General features: G+C 68.9%; 15 protein-coding genes. 8 read left to right on the top strand and 7 right to left on the bottom strand.

All coding sequences use genetic code 11. The features are described from left to right. The first annotated feature begins 2 nt into the window (after positions 1-2). On the top strand, positions 3-1550 hold the full coding sequence (locus E4V01_RS00075; RefSeq protein ID WP_371688500.1) for an efflux transporter outer membrane subunit: 1548 nt from the start codon (positions 3-5) through the stop codon (positions 1548-1550). 101 nt (positions 1551-1651) lie between these two features. Next, a complete protein-coding gene (gene zwf, locus E4V01_RS00070; protein WP_135296969.1) occupies positions 1652-3160 on the top strand; it encodes a glucose-6-phosphate dehydrogenase in 1509 nt (502 codons plus the stop codon). 372 nt (positions 3161-3532) lie between these two features. Here the strand turns inward: zwf and leuB are convergent, their stop codons facing one another. Continuing rightward, positions 3533-4642, bottom strand: a complete 1110-nt coding sequence (gene leuB / locus E4V01_RS00065; RefSeq protein ID WP_060772264.1) for a 3-isopropylmalate dehydrogenase — start codon at positions 4640-4642, stop codon at positions 3533-3535. Between the two features lie 107 nt (positions 4643-4749). Next, complete coding sequence (locus E4V01_RS00060; protein ID WP_060769972.1) at positions 4750-5067, bottom strand: hypothetical protein; 318 nt, start codon at positions 5065-5067, stop codon at positions 4750-4752. 246 nt (positions 5068-5313) lie between these two features. On the opposite strand from E4V01_RS00060, the gene E4V01_RS00055 reads away from it, so the two are divergent. The 3 genes from E4V01_RS00055 (at position 5314) to E4V01_RS00045 (ending at position 9239) form a co-directional block, all read left to right on the top strand. Beyond that, positions 5314-6840, top strand: coding sequence for a hypothetical protein (locus E4V01_RS00055; protein ID WP_135297191.1), 1527 nt, complete (start codon positions 5314-5316; stop codon positions 6838-6840). A gap of 261 nt (positions 6841-7101) precedes the next feature. Then, complete coding sequence (locus E4V01_RS00050; protein WP_060769974.1) at positions 7102-8790, top strand: thiamine pyrophosphate-binding protein; 1689 nt, start codon at positions 7102-7104, stop codon at positions 8788-8790. A gap of 20 nt (positions 8791-8810) precedes the next feature. Continuing rightward, positions 8811-9239 (top strand): thiol-disulfide oxidoreductase DCC family protein, encoded by a 429-nt coding sequence (locus E4V01_RS00045; RefSeq protein WP_060772265.1) that lies wholly within the window; start codon positions 8811-8813, stop codon positions 9237-9239. A gap of 4 nt (positions 9240-9243) precedes the next feature. On the opposite strand, the gene E4V01_RS00040 is transcribed toward E4V01_RS00045, so the two are convergent. Further along, positions 9244-10206, bottom strand: coding sequence for a polyprenyl synthetase family protein (locus tag E4V01_RS00040; RefSeq protein ID WP_135296968.1), 963 nt, complete (start codon positions 10204-10206; stop codon positions 9244-9246). 36 nt (positions 10207-10242) lie between these two features. On the opposite strand from E4V01_RS00040, the gene mtgA reads away from it, so the two are divergent. After that, positions 10243-11028: a monofunctional biosynthetic peptidoglycan transglycosylase gene (gene mtgA / locus E4V01_RS00035; RefSeq protein ID WP_060769976.1), complete on the top strand. Its 786-nt coding sequence runs from the start codon at positions 10243-10245 to the stop codon at positions 11026-11028. A 39-nt stretch (positions 11029-11067) separates the two neighbouring features. Here the strand turns inward: mtgA and E4V01_RS00030 are convergent, their stop codons facing one another. Then, positions 11068-11403 (bottom strand): hypothetical protein, encoded by a 336-nt coding sequence (locus tag E4V01_RS00030; protein ID WP_135296967.1) that lies wholly within the window; start codon positions 11401-11403, stop codon positions 11068-11070. Between the two features lie 9 nt (positions 11404-11412). Here E4V01_RS00030 and E4V01_RS00025 point away from each other — a divergent pair, with 9 nt between their 5' ends. Then, positions 11413-12018, top strand: coding sequence for a GyrI-like domain-containing protein (locus E4V01_RS00025; RefSeq protein WP_135296966.1), 606 nt, complete (start codon positions 11413-11415; stop codon positions 12016-12018). Between the two features lie 36 nt (positions 12019-12054). Here E4V01_RS00025 and E4V01_RS00020 read toward each other — a convergent pair whose 3' ends face one another. Both E4V01_RS00020 and E4V01_RS00015 read right to left on the bottom strand, forming a co-directional pair. Further along, positions 12055-13458: a deoxyribodipyrimidine photo-lyase gene (locus tag E4V01_RS00020; RefSeq protein WP_135296965.1), complete on the bottom strand. Its 1404-nt coding sequence runs from the start codon at positions 13456-13458 to the stop codon at positions 12055-12057. A 515-nt stretch (positions 13459-13973) separates the two neighbouring features. Then, positions 13974-15107, bottom strand: a complete 1134-nt coding sequence (locus tag E4V01_RS00015; protein ID WP_193763113.1) for a TRAP transporter substrate-binding protein — start codon at positions 15105-15107, stop codon at positions 13974-13976. Between the two features lie 134 nt (positions 15108-15241). Between E4V01_RS00015 and E4V01_RS00010 the strand changes: the two genes are divergently transcribed. After that, positions 15242-15817 carry a tyrosine phosphatase family protein gene (locus tag E4V01_RS00010; protein WP_135296964.1) on the top strand — a complete coding sequence of 192 codons (576 nt, stop codon included), beginning with the start codon at positions 15242-15244 and terminating at the stop codon, positions 15815-15817. Between the two features lie 112 nt (positions 15818-15929). Here the strand turns inward: E4V01_RS00010 and E4V01_RS00005 are convergent, their stop codons facing one another. Next, the gene (locus E4V01_RS00005) at positions 15930-17054 is read right to left on the bottom strand and encodes a branched-chain amino acid ABC transporter substrate-binding protein (protein ID WP_060769981.1); all 1125 of its coding nucleotides are present in this window, start codon (positions 17052-17054) and stop codon (positions 15930-15932) included. Between the last annotated feature and the right edge of the window lie 334 nt (positions 17055-17388).

Genomic DNA, 17388 nt, shown 5'->3' with positions numbered 1-17388 from the left:
TCGTGATCCGTGATTTGCGCGAAGGCCGCCTGCGTCGAGCCGGAAGGGGAGGGGCTGCGGCCCTGCTCCGTTTCTCGGGCGTCGCCGCGCTTGCCGCGACCACCTCCGGCTGCCTCGTCGGACCCGATTATGCGCGCCCCTCCGTCGAGACGCCGCTGGCGTTCAAGCAGGGCGGGATGCGCGAGGACAGCCTCGCCTATGTCCAGGCGCAGAAGGGGTGGCGCCCGGCACTGCCGAACGACGCGGCCGAGCGCGGCGACTGGTGGCGGGCCTTCAACGACCCGACGCTCGACCGGTTGATCCGCTCCATCGACGTCGACAACCAGAACCTCCGCGCCCAGGTCGCGGTCTACGATCAGGCCCGCGCCCTCGTCGCGCAGGCGCGCGCCGCCCTGTTCCCCACGGTGATCGGCGCTCCGGGCATCACCCGGTCGCGGGCCCTGGGCGCCGAGCGCACCACCGTCTCGCTCCAGGGGCAGGCGAGCTGGGAACTCGACCTGTTCGGCGGCATCCGCCGCCAGATCGAGAGCGATGTCGCCTCCGCCCAGGCCTCGGCCTCCGACCTCGCCCTGGTGCGTCTCAGCCTTCAGGCGGAACTGGCGACCAATTACCTCCAACTGCGCTATCAGGATTCGCTCAAGCGCGTGCTGGAAGAGAATGTCGAGGGCTTCAAGCGCAGCCTCAGCATCGCCGAGAACCAGTACAATGCGGGCGTCGCCGCCCGCTCCGACGTCATCACCGCACAGACGCAGCTCCAGACGACGCAGGCCTCGCTGATCGCCGTCGATCTCCAGCGGGCGACCTTCGAGCACGCGGTGGCGATTCTCACCGGCCGCCCGCCCTCGGAGGTCAAGCTGCCGTTCTCGCCCCTGCCGGTGCGTCCGCCTTCGGTGCCGGTCGGCATCCCGTCCGATCTCCTGGAACGCCGGCCCGACATCGCCGGAGCCGAGCGGCTGGTGCAGGCACAGAGCGAGCAGATCGGCGTGGCGGTCTCCGCCTTCTATCCGACGGTGACGCTCTCGGCCTCGGGCGGCATCTCGGGCGCGACCAGCAACGGCGTGTTCTCGGCCGCCAATCGCGTCTGGTCGATCGCCGCGAACGGCTCTCAGGTGTTCTTCGACGGCGGCGCCCGCGCGGCGGTGCTGCAAACGGCGCGGGCCGCCTACGAGGCGGCGGTGGCCAATTACCGGCAGACGGTGCTGACCGCCTTCGGCGAGGTCGAGAACGGGCTGGCCGGCGTGCGCATCCTCGCCCGGCAGCAGGCCAAGCAGGACGAGGCGGTCGCCTCGGCGCGGCGCGCGGTCGAGATCACCCTCAACGAGTACCGGGCCGGCACGCAGAACTACACCACCGTCGTGACCGCGCAGGCGCTGCTCATCAACAACGAGGTCACCGCGCTCCAGATTCGCCTCAACCGCTTCACGACCGCCGTCGCGCTGATCCGGTCGCTGGGCGGCGGCTGGGACGCCCGCTCGCTGCCGACCGGCGAGGAGCTGAAGGGCGTGCGCCTGCCGATCGATGGAGGCTCGGCCGTCCGCACCGACGAGTAGGGTGTGGCAGGGCAGCTCGGCCGGAACAGGAACCGCCAGCCCCTGTTGAAACCGGGATTCCAGCGGTCGGTCCCTCGCCGGCCGAAAGCCCCGGATGGCCCATGCCCGACGCCTGCGTTCACGATACGCCCGACACGCCGAAGACACCGGCCTGCACCCTCGTGATCTTCGGTGCCGGCGGCGACCTCACGAAGCGCCTCTTGATGCCCGCCCTCTACAATCTTGCGGGCGGTGGGTTGCTCGATGACGGTTTTTCCGTGCTCGGCGTCGATCACAACCCCCTGACCGACGACGGCTGGCGCGACGACCTCACCCAGACCATGGAGTCCTTCACCGAGGACCCGTCCGCCGAGTTCCACGCCGAGCGGATCGACCCGCGCCCCTGGGGCTTCATCCGCGCGCGCCTGCACGTGATGCAGGGTGATTTCTCCGACGAGGCGACCTTCAAGGATCTGGCCGGACGCCTCACCGGCAACGTCGTGTTCTACCTCGCGGTCTCCGCCCGCTTCTTCGGCCCCGTGGTCGAGGGCCTCGGCAAGGCCGGCCTGCTGGAGCAGGCGGACGGCGCGTTCCGCCGCGTGGTCATCGAGAAGCCGTTCGGCTCCGACCTCGCTTCCGCCAAGGCGCTCAACGAAACCATCCTGGCGCAGGGCGACGAGAGCCAGTTCTACCGGATCGACCATTTTCTCGGGAAGGAGACGGTCCAGAGCATCCTGGCGATCCGCTTCGCCAACGCGATGCTGGAGCCGATCTGGCGGCGCGAATATGTCGACCATGTCGAGATCACCGCCGCCGAGACCATCGGCGTCGAGGAGCGCGGCCGCTTCTACGAGCCGACCGGCGCGCTGCGGGACATGGTGCCCAACCATCTGTTCCAGCTTCTCACCATGGTGGCGATGGAGCCGCCGAGTGCTTTCGACGCCGAAATCGTGCGCGACGAGAAGACGAAGCTGGTCGAGGCGATCCGCCCGGTCACGCCGGAGAAGGCCGTGCGCGGCCAGTACGCGGCGGGACGCGAGAACGGGCTGGACGCCCCGGCTTACCGCGACGAGCCGGACGTGGCGAAGGATTCACGCACCGAAACCTACGTCGCCCTCAAGCTTGAGATCGAGAACGAGCGCTGGTCTGGCGTGCCGTTCTTTCTGCGCACCGGCAAGTGCTTGGCCGAGCGGCGCACCGAGATCGCGGTCCATTTCAAGCCGACGCCGCTCACGCTGTTCCGCGGGGCGGATGGGGGCGACCTCGCCCCGAACGTCATGCGCCTGCGCATCGACCCGGAGCCCAGCTCGGCCACGCGCCTGAACGTGAAGCGACCGGGACCGCAGATGCATCTCGCCGCGATCGACACGGGTTTCCGCTACAGCGACTTCTTCGACCCGGCACCCGCCGTCGGCTACGAAAGCCTGATCTACGATTGCATGATGGGCGACCCGACCCTGTTTCAGCGCGCCGACACCATCGAAGCGAGCTGGGCCGCCGTCGATCCGCTGCTCGAAGCATGGAAGGACGCGCCGGTCTGTCTCTATCCGGCGGGTAGTCCCGGCCCGAGGGAGGCGGATGATCTGCTCGCGCGCGACGGTCGCGGGTGGCTGCCGTTGGGGGAGAAGTGACCGCGGTTTCCGGATCATCGCGGCCTTGGAGCGCATTCCGACGAAGTGGCCACCGGTTCGTCGAAAGAATGCGCGTCACAACAATGAGCTAGAGACGCCGGCCTGATGCAATCAGGTCGGATACGGCTCTCGCCGATCAACCCCTCGCCCCGCTTGCGGGAAGAGGGGTTGATGCCCCCACGCCGGGGCATGAAGCGAGGCGTTAGCCGAGGGGGAGGGCGCGCGTCCGGAGGAGGCCTATCCTGAGCCGTCCCCTCACCGCCGCTTCGGCTGCGCCTCCGCTATCCGTCCTGTACGACAAGGTAAAGGACGGCCTCTCCCCGCGTGCGGGAAAGGGGGGGACACGACTGCGATCGGTTGGAAGTCGCTATGTCAGCCGGCCTGCGCTTCCAGCTCGCGCAGGATCGCGTCACCCATCTCGGCGGTGCTGATCGGGGTCTGGCCCTCGCCGACGATGTCGCGGGTGCGGGCGCCGGCGGCCAGCGCCCGGGTGATCGCACCCTCCACGAGGTCGGCGGCGTCGCCGAGGCCGAAGGAGTAGCGCAGGCACATGGCGAGCGAGCCGATCATCGCGATGGGGTTCGCAAAACCCTTGCCGGCGATGTCGGGGGCCGAGCCGTGGACCGGCTCGTAGAGCGCCTTGCGGGTGCCGCGCGCGTCGGTGGCACCCAGCGAGGCGGAGGGCAGCATGCCGAGCGAGCCGGTCAGCATCGCCGCGACATCCGAGAGCACGTCGCCGAACAGGTTGTCGGTCACGAGCACGTCGAACTGTTTGGGGCGCCGCACGAGCTGCATGGCGCAGTTGTCGGCGAGCACGTGCTCCAGCTCGACCTCGCTGTAATGCTCGGCATGAACCCGCGTGACGACCTCCTTCCACAGGACGCCGGTCTTCATCACGTTGTTCTTCTCGGCCGAGGCGACCCGGCCGGAGCGCTTGCGGGCGAGGTCGAAGGCCACATGCGCGATCCGCTCGATCTCGGCGGTGGTGTAGACCTGCGTGTCGACCGCCCGCTTCGAGCCGTCCTCGAGCGTGGTGATCTCCTTCGGCTCGCCGAAATAGACACCGCCCGTGAGCTCGCGCACGATCATGATGTCGAGGCCCTCGACCAGCTCGCGCTTGAGGGCGGAGGCGTCGGCGAGCGCCGGGTAGCAGATCGCCGGGCGCAGGTTGGCGAACAGGCCGAGATCCTTGCGCAGGCGCAGCAGCCCCGCCTCGGGGCGGATGTCGTAGGTCACGCCGTTCCATTTCGGCCCGCCGACCGCACCGAGAAGAATCGCGTCGGCCGCGTCGGCGCGGGCGAGCGTCTCGTCGGCGAGCGGCTTGCCGTGGACGTCGATGGCCGCGCCGCCGACGAGGTCGCGCTCGGTCTCGAAATCGGCGAGGCCCGCGCGCTTGAGCCAGCCCACCACCTTCTCGACCTCGGCCATCACCTCGGGGCCGATGCCGTCGCCGGGCAGGAGCAGAAGCTTGTAGGTGGTCATGGGGCTGAAATCCGGGCTGATGGCACGCGCCACGTTGCCCGCGCTCTATCGGCGCGGCCCGGCCCCCGCAAGTCCGTCGCTCGCTCCGTGGGCGACCGAACCTCCGCCTAACCCGCGCGCTTGCCCGAGCGGAACGGGCGCAGCATCCAGGCCATGCGCCCGACCTCATCCTCCTCCGGGCGCTTGGCGGGGCGGACGGCGCGCTCGGGCGCGGACGAGCCGATCTCGTGCACGATCTGCCCGAGCAGGGGCGGGATCTCCTGGCCGTACTCGTCGAGGAGCACGGCGGCGTCCAGCAGGGCCTGGACCTGATCGTCGGGAATGGGACGGCTCATGATCTGCGCGTCGAGCGCCTGATCGGCCAGCAACGTCGCGAGGCGGGAGACCTCCGACAGACCGGCCGGTGCCGAGAGACCGCTGCTCATCGATGGAATGCCCTCATTATCGAACGGAGGCCCACGATAATCCGTCTTGGTGAGCCAATCCTTTCACCATGTTCGGTTCTCGCGTGCCGAAAACGACCTGATCGTGATGGGAAGGGTTGCCGGGAGTGCTTTCCGAGCGTGGGCCGGAAGGGCTAAGGTTGCGCCGTGCACAATCCGCGCCTTCCCGACCCCATCGCCGCCGGACGCGGCCCCCTCTCGCCCGAGGCCGAGCCCGCTCGACGCGGGATGCGGATCATCGCTGTGCCGCTCGTCGTGCTCGCGGCGTTGACGGGACCGTCCCAGGCCGGTGCGCCGCGCGGCGGCGCCAGTGCCTGCTATCTCACTGGGGGCGGCGCGCTGGAAATCTGCCGCTCGCCCGACGAGGCCGAGGGCGTCTACGCCGTCCCGTCGCCCTGCCATTTCGTCCACGACGTGCAGATTCTGCGGCTCAAGGATACCGGGCCGCCGGGCCCGCTTCAGGTGATCTACCGGGCCGAGCCGCCGCGCCAGGGGAGTCGACCGAGTGGTCGCCGCGGCGAGGAGGCCTGCCCGACCGACCTGCGGGCCACCGATCCTGCGGCGGGCGGCGCCGTGCGCATCGGCCGGCAGATCGAGACGCTGGCGACGATGCTGCCGCCGACCGATCCGCGCTTCTGGAGCGAAGGCCTCAAGGGCGCCGGTTCGGCGCGGGCCGAACAGCCGCGCCGCCGCAGCCGGGCGACCCGTCAGGCGCGGCGGGAGGCCCGCCGGGCGGCGCGCGAGGCGAGGCATGGGGACAAGCCGGCGGACAAGATGACCTTCCGCGCCCAGGCCTCCACGCCGGAGGACGATCCGTCCGGCAACGCGATGATGGTCGCGGGGCGCGATTGGGCGGGTGACCCGTACTACGCCATCCTCGCCACCGCGACGGAGCCGTCCGGGGAGGGCCGTCGCCGGGTGCTGGTCCAGGCGCGCACCTACGATTTCCAGAGCCTCGATCTGCGCGTCGAGGCCGATCCCGGCACCGAATGGCGGCCGTTCGGGGCGCCCGCTGCCGAAGGTCAGGGGCGTCGGCGCGGGCGCGCCCGGCCGGCGGCGATGAAGCCCGCTCCGGTCCTCGACGACACCGGCAAGCCGATCGTGGGAAACTGCGCCGCGCCGGATTTCGAAGCGCGCGGCCTGACCGGGTCGATCAGCGTGGTCGATCGCGTCTACCACTACTTCTACACCGACGTGCTGCCCGCCGATTGCGATGCGCCGCGGAACCGGCGGCGCATGGCGCTCTACCTGCGCACGAGCCGCGACCCGCTGGCGGAGCGCACGTGGTCGGCGCCCGTCACGCTGATCGAGAGCCTGCCGGCCGAGACCGAGATGCGCGTCGCCAAGGCGCGGGGCATGGACCGTTGGGCCGTGGCCTATTCCTGCTCGCGGCCGGTCACCGTCTCGGGTGGACCCGTCGCCGACATCTGCCTGCACTACACCGCCGACCTTTCGCCCGGCAGCCTCACCGCCCTGACGCTCTATGCCGAGCCCGTCGCGGCCGGCCACTCCACCGCCTATCTCGGCCTGCGCTCCGGCGGCGACGCGCTGGGGCGGTTCACCCGTGACGGCTTTAGCTGGATGACCGACCGCTACGGCAACCTCGACGCGCCGACGATCTACCCCGACAAGGGCGGCTTCCTGACCTGGCTCGACCGCCGGGCACCGCGGATCGACGGCAGCGACGCCTCCTCGCTCTACGGGCGGCCGGTCTACTGGGCGACCTGGACGGTGCGGCCGCGCGCCGCCCCCTGACCCGTAACGATTCCGGCCGGTCGTTCGACAGAGGGATGGATGTCCCCCGTCCCGCCGTCGATCCTGTGAGCCTCGCGCTCCGCTGCGGGCCGGGCATCGTCCCGGCCTGGGCATTGCGCGTTGGGTCTAGGGCATCGTCCCGAAAGGTGGTTGCCGGCTTTCGGAAAAAAGATGATGCGAAAACAAGAGCCTAGAGCATCGTCCGGGATCCTGTATCCGGGACGATGCTCTAGGAGCCAGAAGGCGCGTTAGGAGAAGACCATGACGGTCACGACACTCGACTCCCTGGCCGAGCGGCGCGGCGCCGACGTGCTGGTGGAGGTGCTGCGCAGCGAGGGGGTGCGGTACGTCTTCGGCAATCCCGGCACGACCGAGCTGCCGCTGATCGATGCGCTGACGGACGCGCCCGACATCGCCTACGTGCTGGCGCTGCAGGAGGCGAGCGCGGTCGCCATGGCCGACGGCTATGCCCAGGCTGCGCGTCGGCCAGGATTCCTCAACCTGCACACGGCGGGCGGCCTCGGCCACGGCATGGGCAACCTGCTCAACGCCCAGATCTCTGGCACGCCGCTGGTGGTGACGGCGGGCCAGCAGGATTCGCGGCACGTCATCACCGATCCGCTGCTGTTCGGCGACCTGACGACGATCGCCGCCCCGACCGTGAAATGGGCGCGGGAGGTCACCCACGCCAACCAGCTCTCGATCCTTCTGCGCCGCGCCTTCAACGACTGCATGGCCGCCCCGTCCGGTCCGGTCTTCCTGTCCCTGCCGATGGACGTGATGGAGGCGATGACCGACGCGCCGCTCGGCGAGATTTCGACCATCGACCACCGCGCCGTGGCCGGTTCCCTCGACCGGCTCGCGGACCGGCTGGCCGCGTTCGCTCCGGGGCGGCTGGCCCTGATCGCCGGCGACGAGGTCGATGCGAGCGATGCTTCGGAGCAGGCGGTGCGGCTCGCCGACATGCTGGCGGCGCCGGTCTATGGCGCCTCCTGGCCGGCCCACATCCCGTTCCCGACAGCCCACCCGCTCTGGATGGGCAACCTGCCGACCAAAGCGAGCGGCATCGCCGAGATCCTCGGACAGTACGATGCCGTGTTCGCGCTCGGCGGCAAGTCCCTGATCACCGTGCTCTACACGGAAGGGTCGGCGGTGCCGCCCGGTACCGAGGTGTTTCAGCTCTCGGCCGATGCGCGCGATCTCGGGCGCACCTACGCGACGCATCTGTCGACGGTCGGCAATGTCGGAGCCTCCCTCGACGTGCTGCTGCCGCTGCTGGAGGCGCGGGTGGCGCCGCGGGCGGAGGCCTATGCGCGTCGGCGCGAGGTGGCGGTGGCAGCCTACGACGCCCGGCGTGCCGCCCTGGCGGCCAAGGCGGAGGCGGCCTTCGCCGATCCGGTGATCCATCCCCTCGTCGCCGCCTGGGAGATCGCCCGCGCCGTCGGCTCCGACGTCGCCATCGTCGATGAGGCGCCCGCGACCCTCGGGCATCTGCGCACGATCCTGCACAGCACCTGGACGCGGCAATATTCCTCGATCCGCGGCGGCGTGCTGGGCTGGGGCATGCCGGCTTCGGTCGGCTACTCCCTCGGGCTCGACCGGGCGCCGGTGGTCTGCATCGTCGGGGACGGTGCGGCGATGTACTCGCCCCAGGCGCTCTGGACCGCCGCGCACGAGGGGCTGCCGGTGACCTTCGTGGTGATCAACAACGCCGAGTACAACATCCTGAAGCAGTTCATGAAATCGCAGACGCACTACGCCTCGGTGCGGGCGAACCGCTTCATCGCCATGGACCTCACCGAGCCGCGCATCGACTTCCTGGCGCTCGCCACGTCGATGGGCGTGCCGTCGCTGCGGATCGAGCGGGCCGGGGACATCGCCGGGGCGGTCGAGGCGGGCATCCGTTCGGGTCGGCCGAACCTCGTCGAAGTGGTCGTCAGCGCGGCGTGACGGCCTCGGCACCCCGGCCGATGCCGCCGATCCTCGTCTTCGACACGGATTGCGTGCTCTGCGCCGGGATGCTGCGCTTCGTGCTGGCGCATGAGCGCGACCACAGCCTGCATTTCATGGGCGCGTGGTCCGGCGAGGGGCTCGACCTCGCCGCCCGCCACGGCTTCACGGCCGCGGATCTCAACGGCACCTTCCTGCTGGTCGAGGATGGCCGGTCTCTGACGCGCTCGGATGCCGCGCTCGCCGTGGCGCGGCATCTCAAGGCGCCGTGGCGCTGGTTCCGGGTCCTCGCAATCGTTCCGAAGCCGTGGCGTGACCGCCTCTACGGCCTCGTCGCGCGCACCCGCTACCGCGTGTTCGGCCGTCGCGAGGATTGCGCCCGGGTGCCGCCTGACCAGCGGCACCGCTTCCACGGCGTGCGGCCGGCGGACCCGCCGCGACCAGAGTAAGGAATCAGGCCTTGCGCGCCACGGTGAACCGGGCGGCGTCCTTGAGCACTTGGGCCCGCTCGCCCCAGGGGGCGACCGCCTCCTCGCAAACCGCCACCAGCCGGTCGCACTCCGCCCGCGCGCCGTCGAGGCCGAGGCGCTCGACCAGCGTCGCCTTGCCGGCCTCCTTGTCCTTGCCAGTGGCCTTGCCCATCGCTTCCGGCGAGGCCTCGCGGTCCAGAATGTCGTCGGCAACCTGGAAGGCTTGGCCGAGCGCCTTGCCGTAGCGCAGCAGTGCCGCCCGCTCGTCCACGTTCGCGCCGCCGACGAGAGCGCCCGCTTCGACGGAGAAGGCGAGGATCGCGCCGGTCTTCATCGCCTGCATCCGCAGGGTGTCGTCGATATCCATGGTGGCCGGGCCGAAGCGCCCCTCGGCCGAGAGGTCGAGGAGCTGGCCGCCGACCATGCCGCCGAGCCCGGAGGCGCGGGCGAGGCCGAGCACGAGTTCGGCCCGGATCGCCGGATCGGGCTGCCAGCGCGGATCGGCGGTCACCTCGAAGGCCAGCGTCTGGAGCGCGTCGCCGACGAGGATCGCGGTGGCCTCGTCATAGGCCTTGTGGACGGTGGGCTTGCCGCGGCGCAGGTCGTCGTCGTCCATGGCCGGCAGGTCGTCGTGAACGAGGCTGTAGCAGTGGACGAGTTCGACACCGGCGCCGGCCGCGAGCGCGGCATCCTCGGCCCCGCCGAGCATCCGCGCGGTCTCGATGGCGAGGAAAGGCCGCAGGCGCTTGCCGCCGCCGAGCACGGCGTGGCGCATCGCCTCCATCAGCCGGGGCGGGCGGGCGATCTCGCCGGCCTGCAGCGTCGGCCCGAGCAGATCGACGAGGAAGGTCTCGACGGTGTCGGCGACCTGAGCGAGCCTGTGGGTAAAGTCACCCGTATAGGCGTCCGCCTTGACCGAGGGGTGGGAAGCCTGCGTTGAGGTCATCGGAAGGGGCCTGGATCGGGGAGGGGCGGACGCGACGTGGCGGTGCCGGAGGAGAGCGAGGCGGAACGGCACGGGCGCGACCTGCGGAGGATTCCTTCGTCGAAGCCCATCGCGAGGACCCCCGTGCCGCGGAATCCCGCCCCGAGGCGTCGAACCGGGCTGCGGCGCGCCGCCACCCTGATCACGCTCGCTCCCATTGCCATTCTTGCCTTCACGCTCACGCTCGCGCTCGTCTATAGCGTGGCGACCCCGCCCTCAACCCTGATGCTGGGTCGTTGGTTGACGCTCCAGGGCGCGCAGCGGGACAGCGTCAAGCTGGAGGCGATCGCACCGGCCCTGGTCCAGGCGGTGATGGCCTCCGAGGACCAGCGCTTCTGCCTGCATAACGGCGTCGATTGGGGCGCCCTGCGCGACGTGGTGGACGACGAGGAGGGCCCGAGCCGCGGCGCCTCGACCATCACCATGCAGACGGTCAAGAACGTCTTCCTCTGGCCGGGCCGCTCCTACATCCGCAAGGGGCTCGAAATCCCGCTCGCTGTGATGGCCGACGCGGTCTGGGGCAAGCGCCGGACCATGGAGATCTATCTCAACGTCGCCGAGTGGGGCGAGGGCATCTTCGGGGCCGAGGCCGCCGCCCGCCACTGGTTCCGCAAGAGCGCACGCGACCTGACCCGGGGCGAGGCCGCCCTGCTTGCCGCCGTGCTGCCGAACCCGATCCTGCGCAGCGCCGGCAAGCCGACCCGCGGGGTGCGGGCGATCGCCGGGCGCATCCAGAGCCGGATGGGTCAGGTGGATGGGCTGATGGGATGTTTGAAGCGGTAGGCGGATGCTGCGCGGCCCGCCGCCAAGGGGGCTCGAAAGTTAGAGGAGCGAAAGGATCCGATCGACGTAAACAATGGGATTTTCGCCGAGATCAAAGCAGACCGAGACGTGGCCGTTCGGTCGGTCGATGACGAGTTGATGAAAATGACCGTAGCCGACAATGACGTAGCGTGCGCCGCCGCAATCGACAATGCCGCGCTGCTTTGCCAATTTCAGCAGCGCGGGATTGATGAACAGCTCCTCGTACTTGTCGGACTCGGGCGAGGACGCATTGGGCAAATCCCCTCGTTGCCTCATCTGCACCGTCGCGTCGGCATAGATCGAGACGTAGCGGATTGAGGGACTGAGGCGAAATATTTCATCGAAGATGGTCATCGGTTGCTCATGAGCAAATTTGATCTGAAAGTGCGCTACAAGGAACTGTATCGCGCATCGACGAGCGCTTTCTCGGAAGTCTCGGTGCCGCCGTTGAGCTTCGTCAAGGTCGATGGCGAGGGAGATCCCAACACCGCAAGCGCCTACCGGACGGCCGTCACGTCGCTCTACGGCGTGAGCTACGCCATGAAGTTCGCCGCCAAGGCGCTCGGATGCGATTACGTGGTGCCGCCGTTGGAAGCCCTCTGGTGGTCGGACGATCCTTCCAGCTTCGTCCGGCGTGAGAAGGACCGGTGGTGTTGGACCGTCATGATCGCGGCTCCCGACTTCGTCACGCATGCGATGTTCGAGAGCGCGGTGATGCGGGCAGAGCGCAAGCGCGGCACATCGCCGGGCTCCTTGCGATTCGAGCCCTACCTGGAAGGCCGCGCGCTCCAGATCCTGCACATCGGGCGATACGACGACGAAGGTCCGACGCTGAAGCATCTCCACGACGAGGTCATGCCGAGCCGGGGCGTGACCTTCAACGGCCCGCATCACGAGATCTATCTCAGCGATCCCCGCAAGACGGAGCCCGCCAAACTAAAGACGATCCTGCGCCAGCCCATCCGGTAGGAGCCTCGGAGGCGACGCACGTCGTCGGATTTCGCCTCAATCCTTCTCTTCCTCGCACAGCCGCGTCACCGCCCGCTCGTAGCCCTTCGCGTCGAACTTCCTGAGCGAGTTCTCGCTCTGGTAGCGCACACTCCCGAAAATCTTCCGGGTCTGCCACGGGCGGTCGTGCAGCCCGAAGATCCAGGCGACGTTGGTGAAGGAGTTCGCGTCGCGCCCGTCGAGGAAGAAGCGGTTGTTGAGTCGCAGCGTCCGGGCGAACGCCTCCTCCGGCGAGGGCGACCATTCGAGGATCTTCTTGCCCCAGTACATGCGGAGCTGGTTGTGCATGTAACCGGTCTCGCGCATCTCGCGCATGGCGACGTTCCAGTAATGGTCGTGGGTCTTCCCCTCCGCCCGATCCTCATCGGAATAGAGTTTCGGGCGCTCGTCGCCGGCATGCTCGGCCAGCGTCTTGCGGGCCCAGTCGGGCACGGCGCGGGCGTAGTCGTCGTAGCCCTGCATGTGGAAGACGTGGTTCATCGCCAGTTCGCGCCGGACGATCAGCTCCTCGAGATAGGCCGAGCGGTCGTCGGGGTCGCCGTCCTTGGCGGCGCGGATCGCCAGTGCGATCTCGACCGGCGAGATGTGCCCGAAATGCAGGTAGGGGCTCATGTGGGAGGCCGCCCCCGCCTCCGGTTTGTTGCGGCCGGCGCCGTAGCCGGCGAACGCGTCCTTTACGAAGCGCTTGAGATGCCCGGCGGCCTCGGTGTAGCCGCCGCGGAAGCGCTTCACCGGGCCGACCGTGGTGTCGAGCGTCAGCTTCGCGAGAAGTTTTTTCGAATCCGAGACGTCGAGCCCAGCCTTCAGCTTCAGCCGCTTGATCAGCCCTTCGGACGGGTGATCGACCGTGCGCGGTCTCACGGGTTCGAGATAATCGTCCCAGAGCTTCCGGAGCTTCGGGCGCAGGGTGCGCGCGGCGTATTCGTGCTTGGTCGAGGCGGTCTCGACCGGCACCACTACATCGCCCTCGACCTGGACGATCCGGCATTGCGCCGCGCGTCCGATTTCATCGTACCAACGCTTCTGGATCGCGAGGTAGCCGCGGTCGAGCACCAGCAGCGCGGCTTTGTCCGAGAGGTCGACGGCGACCTCGGCCGGGGTCGCCCGGCGCACGAGAAAGGCGATGCCGCGTTTTTCCAGGGCGGCGGCCGCGTCGGCGAGCCCCTGCAGCAGGAAGGCGTAGTGCCGGGCATTGGCCTCGGGGAAGCCATTGGCACCGTCGAGCAGGCCGAAGCAGACGAGGAGCGGGAGTTCGAGGCGGTTGGCCTCCTCGATCGCGAGTTCCAGCGCCGGATTGAACGGGACGCGCATGGCCTGCTGCATCAGGTACAGGACGTAATCGGCGCCCTCGGACGGCTTCACGTCGTTCAGCACCCGGATGCGGGCCGGTTGGATCGCCATCGCTCGAAAATGCCCCGTCTCGGCTGCTTCGGTTCGGTCCGTCTCCGCCGAGGCCGCCGGTCGCGGCGATTCGGGCCTCGCCTTCCGTTTCGCGGGTCCGACGTCCCGTCGGGGCGGGGAATGCATCAGCGTCAAAAACGTTGCATCGGGCGCGGCCCGACGTGCCCTTCGTCGCTGGCTGCGGATCAGAAATCGCCAACCCGTTCAGGGATCTGTCGTGTACGAAAACAATGGGCGCGACTCAATCTACTGCATAGATGGCCGCGATCCATTGCGTCCCCGGCTCGAACCCGTCTGCGGCATTTGAGTGACAGACATCGACCGACGTGTGCCTCCACACGCGCAAACGTGATCATTGCCGACCAAGCGACTTGCAAAATCCAGGGCGAAGATCATTTTGTGCATTGCGGGAACGCAGACGGCGTCTGCCTCCCGCTGCCCTCCTTGGGCGTTTCCTCCCTAGACTTCGGGCCGCCCTCACGGGCGGCTTTTTTTTGTCTTGAGTTCAGGTCCGATCATCCGCGGGCGCGGGCACGGATCATGAAGTTGTCGTAGGTGTACTCGGCCACTTGGAACCAGAGGTATTCCTCGTTCCGGAAGGTCTTCATTGCGTCGTAGATCCGCTTGAAGTCCGGGTTCTTGGCCGAGAGGTCGGCGTAGACCTCGTTCGACGCCTTCAAGGCTGCCTCCATCACATCCTGCGGGAAGGGGCGGAGCTGCGCGCCGCCCGAGACGAGCCGGCGCAGGGCCTGCGGGTTGCGCGCGTCGTAGCGAGCCTGGACGTCGGCATTCACCTGCGCGGCCGCCGCCTGCAGGAGGGCGCGGTAGGATTTGGGAAGGCCCTTCCAGGCGTCGGCGTTGATCCAGAAGTGCAGGAGGGCGCCACCCTCCCAGAAGCCGGGATAGTGGTAGATCGGCGCGATCTTCTGGAGACCGAGCTTCTCGTCGTCGTGCGGGCCGATCCATTCGGCCGCATCGAGCGCCTTGCTCTCCAGCGCGGCGTAGATCTCCGGCCCCGGCGTTGCCTGCACGGCCGCCCCGAGCTTGGCCAGCACCGTGGCGCCGAGCCCGCCGATGCGCAGCTTGAGCCCCTGGAGGTCGCCGACCGTCTTGATCTCCTTGCGGAACCAGCCGCCCATCTGCGCCCCGGTATTGCCGCCGGGCAGCGCCACCAATCCGTTCTTGGCAAAGATCTCGGCGAACAGCTCCGCCGCGCCGCCCTGGAGCCACCACGCGTTCTGGCCGCGGGCATTGAGCCCGAACGGCATCGCGGTGGCGAGGGCAAAGGCGGCGTTCTTCGCCATGCCGAAGCTGGCCGGGGCGTGGCCCATCTCGGTCTTGCCGCTTCCGACCGCGTCGAGCAGCCCCTCGGCGGGGACCGACTCGCCCGCGGCCGAGACCTGGATCTGGAAGCGCCCGTCGGTCGCCTCGGCCACTGCTTTGGCGAGGCTCTCGCAGGCACCGAACAGGATGTCGAGGTTGCGCGCATAGCCCGAGGTGAGGCGCCAGCGCAGCTCCGGCGTCGGTTGCTGAGCCTGGGCCGGGCTCGCCAGCGATCCGGCGGCGCTCAATCCGGCGCCGAGGCCGGCGGTCAACAGGGCACGGCGCTGGACGGACTCTGGCACGGACTTCGGCAGGGGCTTTTCCATGGATCTCCCGGCTCGTCCCGATCGCTCGACCGCCCTTCCGCGGGCCGACCGTTGCCATACACGTGAAGCCGGCCATCCGGAAACCGGGGCACGCCCCGTCGCATCGCGCGGCGCGGCGTGATAGCAGGCTCGGCGTGAACACCGAAAAGCTCCACCTCCACACCGTCTGCGGCCTCGACGAACTCGTCGAGCATCAGACCCGAGGCGTCAGCCACGTCCTGTCGATCCTCGATCCCGACCGGGCGGACCCGGAGGCGTTCAGCGCCTACGGGATCCATCGGCGCACCATCCTACGCTTCCACGACGCCATCGAGCCGGCGCCGGGCGTCGTCTTGCCGGAGCGCGAGGACGTCGAGAAGATCCTCGCCTTCGGCCGCGACGCCATTGCCGATGGCGGCGAGATCCATATCCTCGTCCACTGCCATGTCGGCATCTCGCGCTCGACCGCGGCGCTCGCGACCCTGTTCGCCGAGGCCGAGCCCGATACGCCGGCGCAAGACCTGATCGCCCGCCTCCACGCCCAGCGGGAGAAGGCGTGGCCGAACGCGCGCATGATCGCGTTTGCCGACGAGATGCTCGGTCGGCAGGGCAGCCTCAGCGAGGCGGTGCGGCGCCTGCATGCACTGCAACTGCGCAAGCGCCCGCATCTCGATCAGGTGATGCGCGACCTCGGCCGTGGCGCCGAGGTGGATGCGGCCCTGCGGGACTAAAGCATCATCCTGGATGCCTGATTCGGGACGATGCTTGAGGCTGTTGTTTTCGCATCATGTTTTTTCCGAAAGCCGACAACCACCTTTCGGGATGATGCTTTAACGTTCCGCCTCAGTTCGATTTGGCCGGCGTGAAGTTGCCGTCGCGCCAGACGTAGAGCACGTAGCCCTGGGCGGTGATGTCGCCCTTGGCGTCGAAGCCGACGGGGCCGAGCACGAGATCGAAGCGCTCGCCGTGCAGGGCCTTGGCGATCGGCGCGGGCTCCGTGCTGTGGGCGAAGTTGCCGGCCTCCACCAGCGCCTGGAGCGCGGCATAGCCGTAGATCATCGAGCCGTCCGCCTCGACGCCTTGCGCCTTGAACTCGGCCACCACGCCCTGCGCCTCCGGCTTGCGGCTCGGATCGAGATAGAAGGTCATCAGCACGCCGTTGCTGGCAGGGCCGGCAATCTTGGCGAAGTCCGGCGTGGCGATGGCCGAGGTGCCGAACCATTGCGGGCGAAAGCCCCGTTCGGCCGAGATGCGGACCAGCCGGCCCATCTCCTGCGCGTCGCCGCCGTAATAGACCACGTCGATATTCGCGGCCTTCAGCCGGTCGGCGAGGGCCACGTCGTCGGCATCGCTCGGCTGGAAGGCCGTCGCCATCGCTTCGTTGACGCCGATGCGGTTGAGGTTGTCCTTCGTCGCCGCCGCGAGGGTGCGCGAGGCCGGCGAGAGGTCGTTGAGGATGGCGATCCTCCGGTCGCGGAACCGCTCGGCGAGGATCGCGGCCGAGAGCTTGGCCTGGTCGTCGTCTCGGCCGCAGACCCGGAAGATCGTCGGCAGGCCGCGGTCGGTCAGCTTGGCGGCGACCGAGGCCGCGGTGATCATCACGATTCCGTTGGCGGCGTAGACATCGGAGGCCGCAAGCGACGCATTCGAGCAAACATGGCCGACGACGAGCCGTACGCCCGAGTTCACATAGTGGTTGGCCACGGCTACGGCCTGATTCGAATCGCAGGAATCGTCCTGTACGTCGAGCACGATGGGCTCGCCGTCGATGCCGCCCTTCGCGTTGGCATCCCGCGCCGCCGCCTCGACCCCGCGCAGCACCTGCGCGCCGACGGTGACGTAGGGGCCGGTGCGCGGCACCGCCACGCCGACCTTGACCTCCGCCATGGCCGGAACAGCCGAGAGCAGGAGCCCGGCCAGGAGCGCGAGCGAGGCCGAACCGAGGGCGAGGGGGCGTCGGACCGTCATGGCGCCTCTTTCCCAGCCCGCTGCCCCTTTGCCAAGGTCTGCCGGTCCGGACCGTTGTCGTCTGTCAGGACGGCCATCCTGTGCCGGCTCCCGTTTCGGGACCGGCACGGCCGCGTATCCGACATCACCTTCGCTGCATGGAATGACGCGGGCCGAGCCTTTGGCAAGTCGCCATCTCGACGAAACGGGGCGGACTTTCGCGGGGGAGGGGACGTGCAAGGCCCGTCCGCACCCACACGCCATCCGGACGATGCGCTAGGATTTCGTTCTTGCATCGTCATTTTCCGAAAGCCGGTGGCCACCTTTCGGGACGATGCTCTACCGGGTCACGGTA

Source organism: Methylorubrum sp. Q1, from assembly GCF_004683995.1.
GTDB lineage: Bacteria > Pseudomonadota > Alphaproteobacteria > Rhizobiales > Beijerinckiaceae > Methylobacterium.
This window is presented reverse-complemented; position numbering and strand designations above follow the sequence as displayed.

Excerpts from the sequence above, each read along its gene's own strand:
- zwf (WP_135296969.1), top strand. The coding sequence starts at position 1,652 with ATGCCCGACGCCTGCGTTCACGATACGCCCGACACGCCGAAGACACCG.
- leuB (WP_060772264.1), bottom strand. The coding sequence starts at position 4,642 with ATGACCACCTACAAGCTTCTGCTCCTGCCCGGCGACGGCATCGGCCCC.
- E4V01_RS00060 (WP_060769972.1), bottom strand. The coding sequence starts at position 5,067 with ATGAGCAGCGGTCTCTCGGCACCGGCCGGTCTGTCGGAGGTCTCCCGC.
- E4V01_RS00055 (WP_135297191.1), top strand. The coding sequence starts at position 5,314 with ATGCGGATCATCGCTGTGCCGCTCGTCGTGCTCGCGGCGTTGACGGGA.
- E4V01_RS00050 (WP_060769974.1), top strand. The coding sequence starts at position 7,102 with ATGACGGTCACGACACTCGACTCCCTGGCCGAGCGGCGCGGCGCCGAC.
- E4V01_RS00045 (WP_060772265.1), top strand. The coding sequence starts at position 8,811 with ATGCCGCCGATCCTCGTCTTCGACACGGATTGCGTGCTCTGCGCCGGG.
- E4V01_RS00040 (WP_135296968.1), bottom strand. The coding sequence starts at position 10,206 with ATGACCTCAACGCAGGCTTCCCACCCCTCGGTCAAGGCGGACGCCTAT.
- E4V01_RS00030 (WP_135296967.1), bottom strand. The coding sequence starts at position 11,403 with ATGACCATCTTCGATGAAATATTTCGCCTCAGTCCCTCAATCCGCTAC.
- E4V01_RS00025 (WP_135296966.1), top strand. The coding sequence starts at position 11,413 with ATGAGCAAATTTGATCTGAAAGTGCGCTACAAGGAACTGTATCGCGCA.
- E4V01_RS00020 (WP_135296965.1), bottom strand. The coding sequence starts at position 13,458 with ATGGCGATCCAACCGGCCCGCATCCGGGTGCTGAACGACGTGAAGCCG.
- E4V01_RS00015 (WP_193763113.1), bottom strand. The coding sequence starts at position 15,107 with ATGGAAAAGCCCCTGCCGAAGTCCGTGCCAGAGTCCGTCCAGCGCCGT.
- E4V01_RS00005 (WP_060769981.1), bottom strand. The coding sequence starts at position 17,054 with ATGACGGTCCGACGCCCCCTCGCCCTCGGTTCGGCCTCGCTCGCGCTC.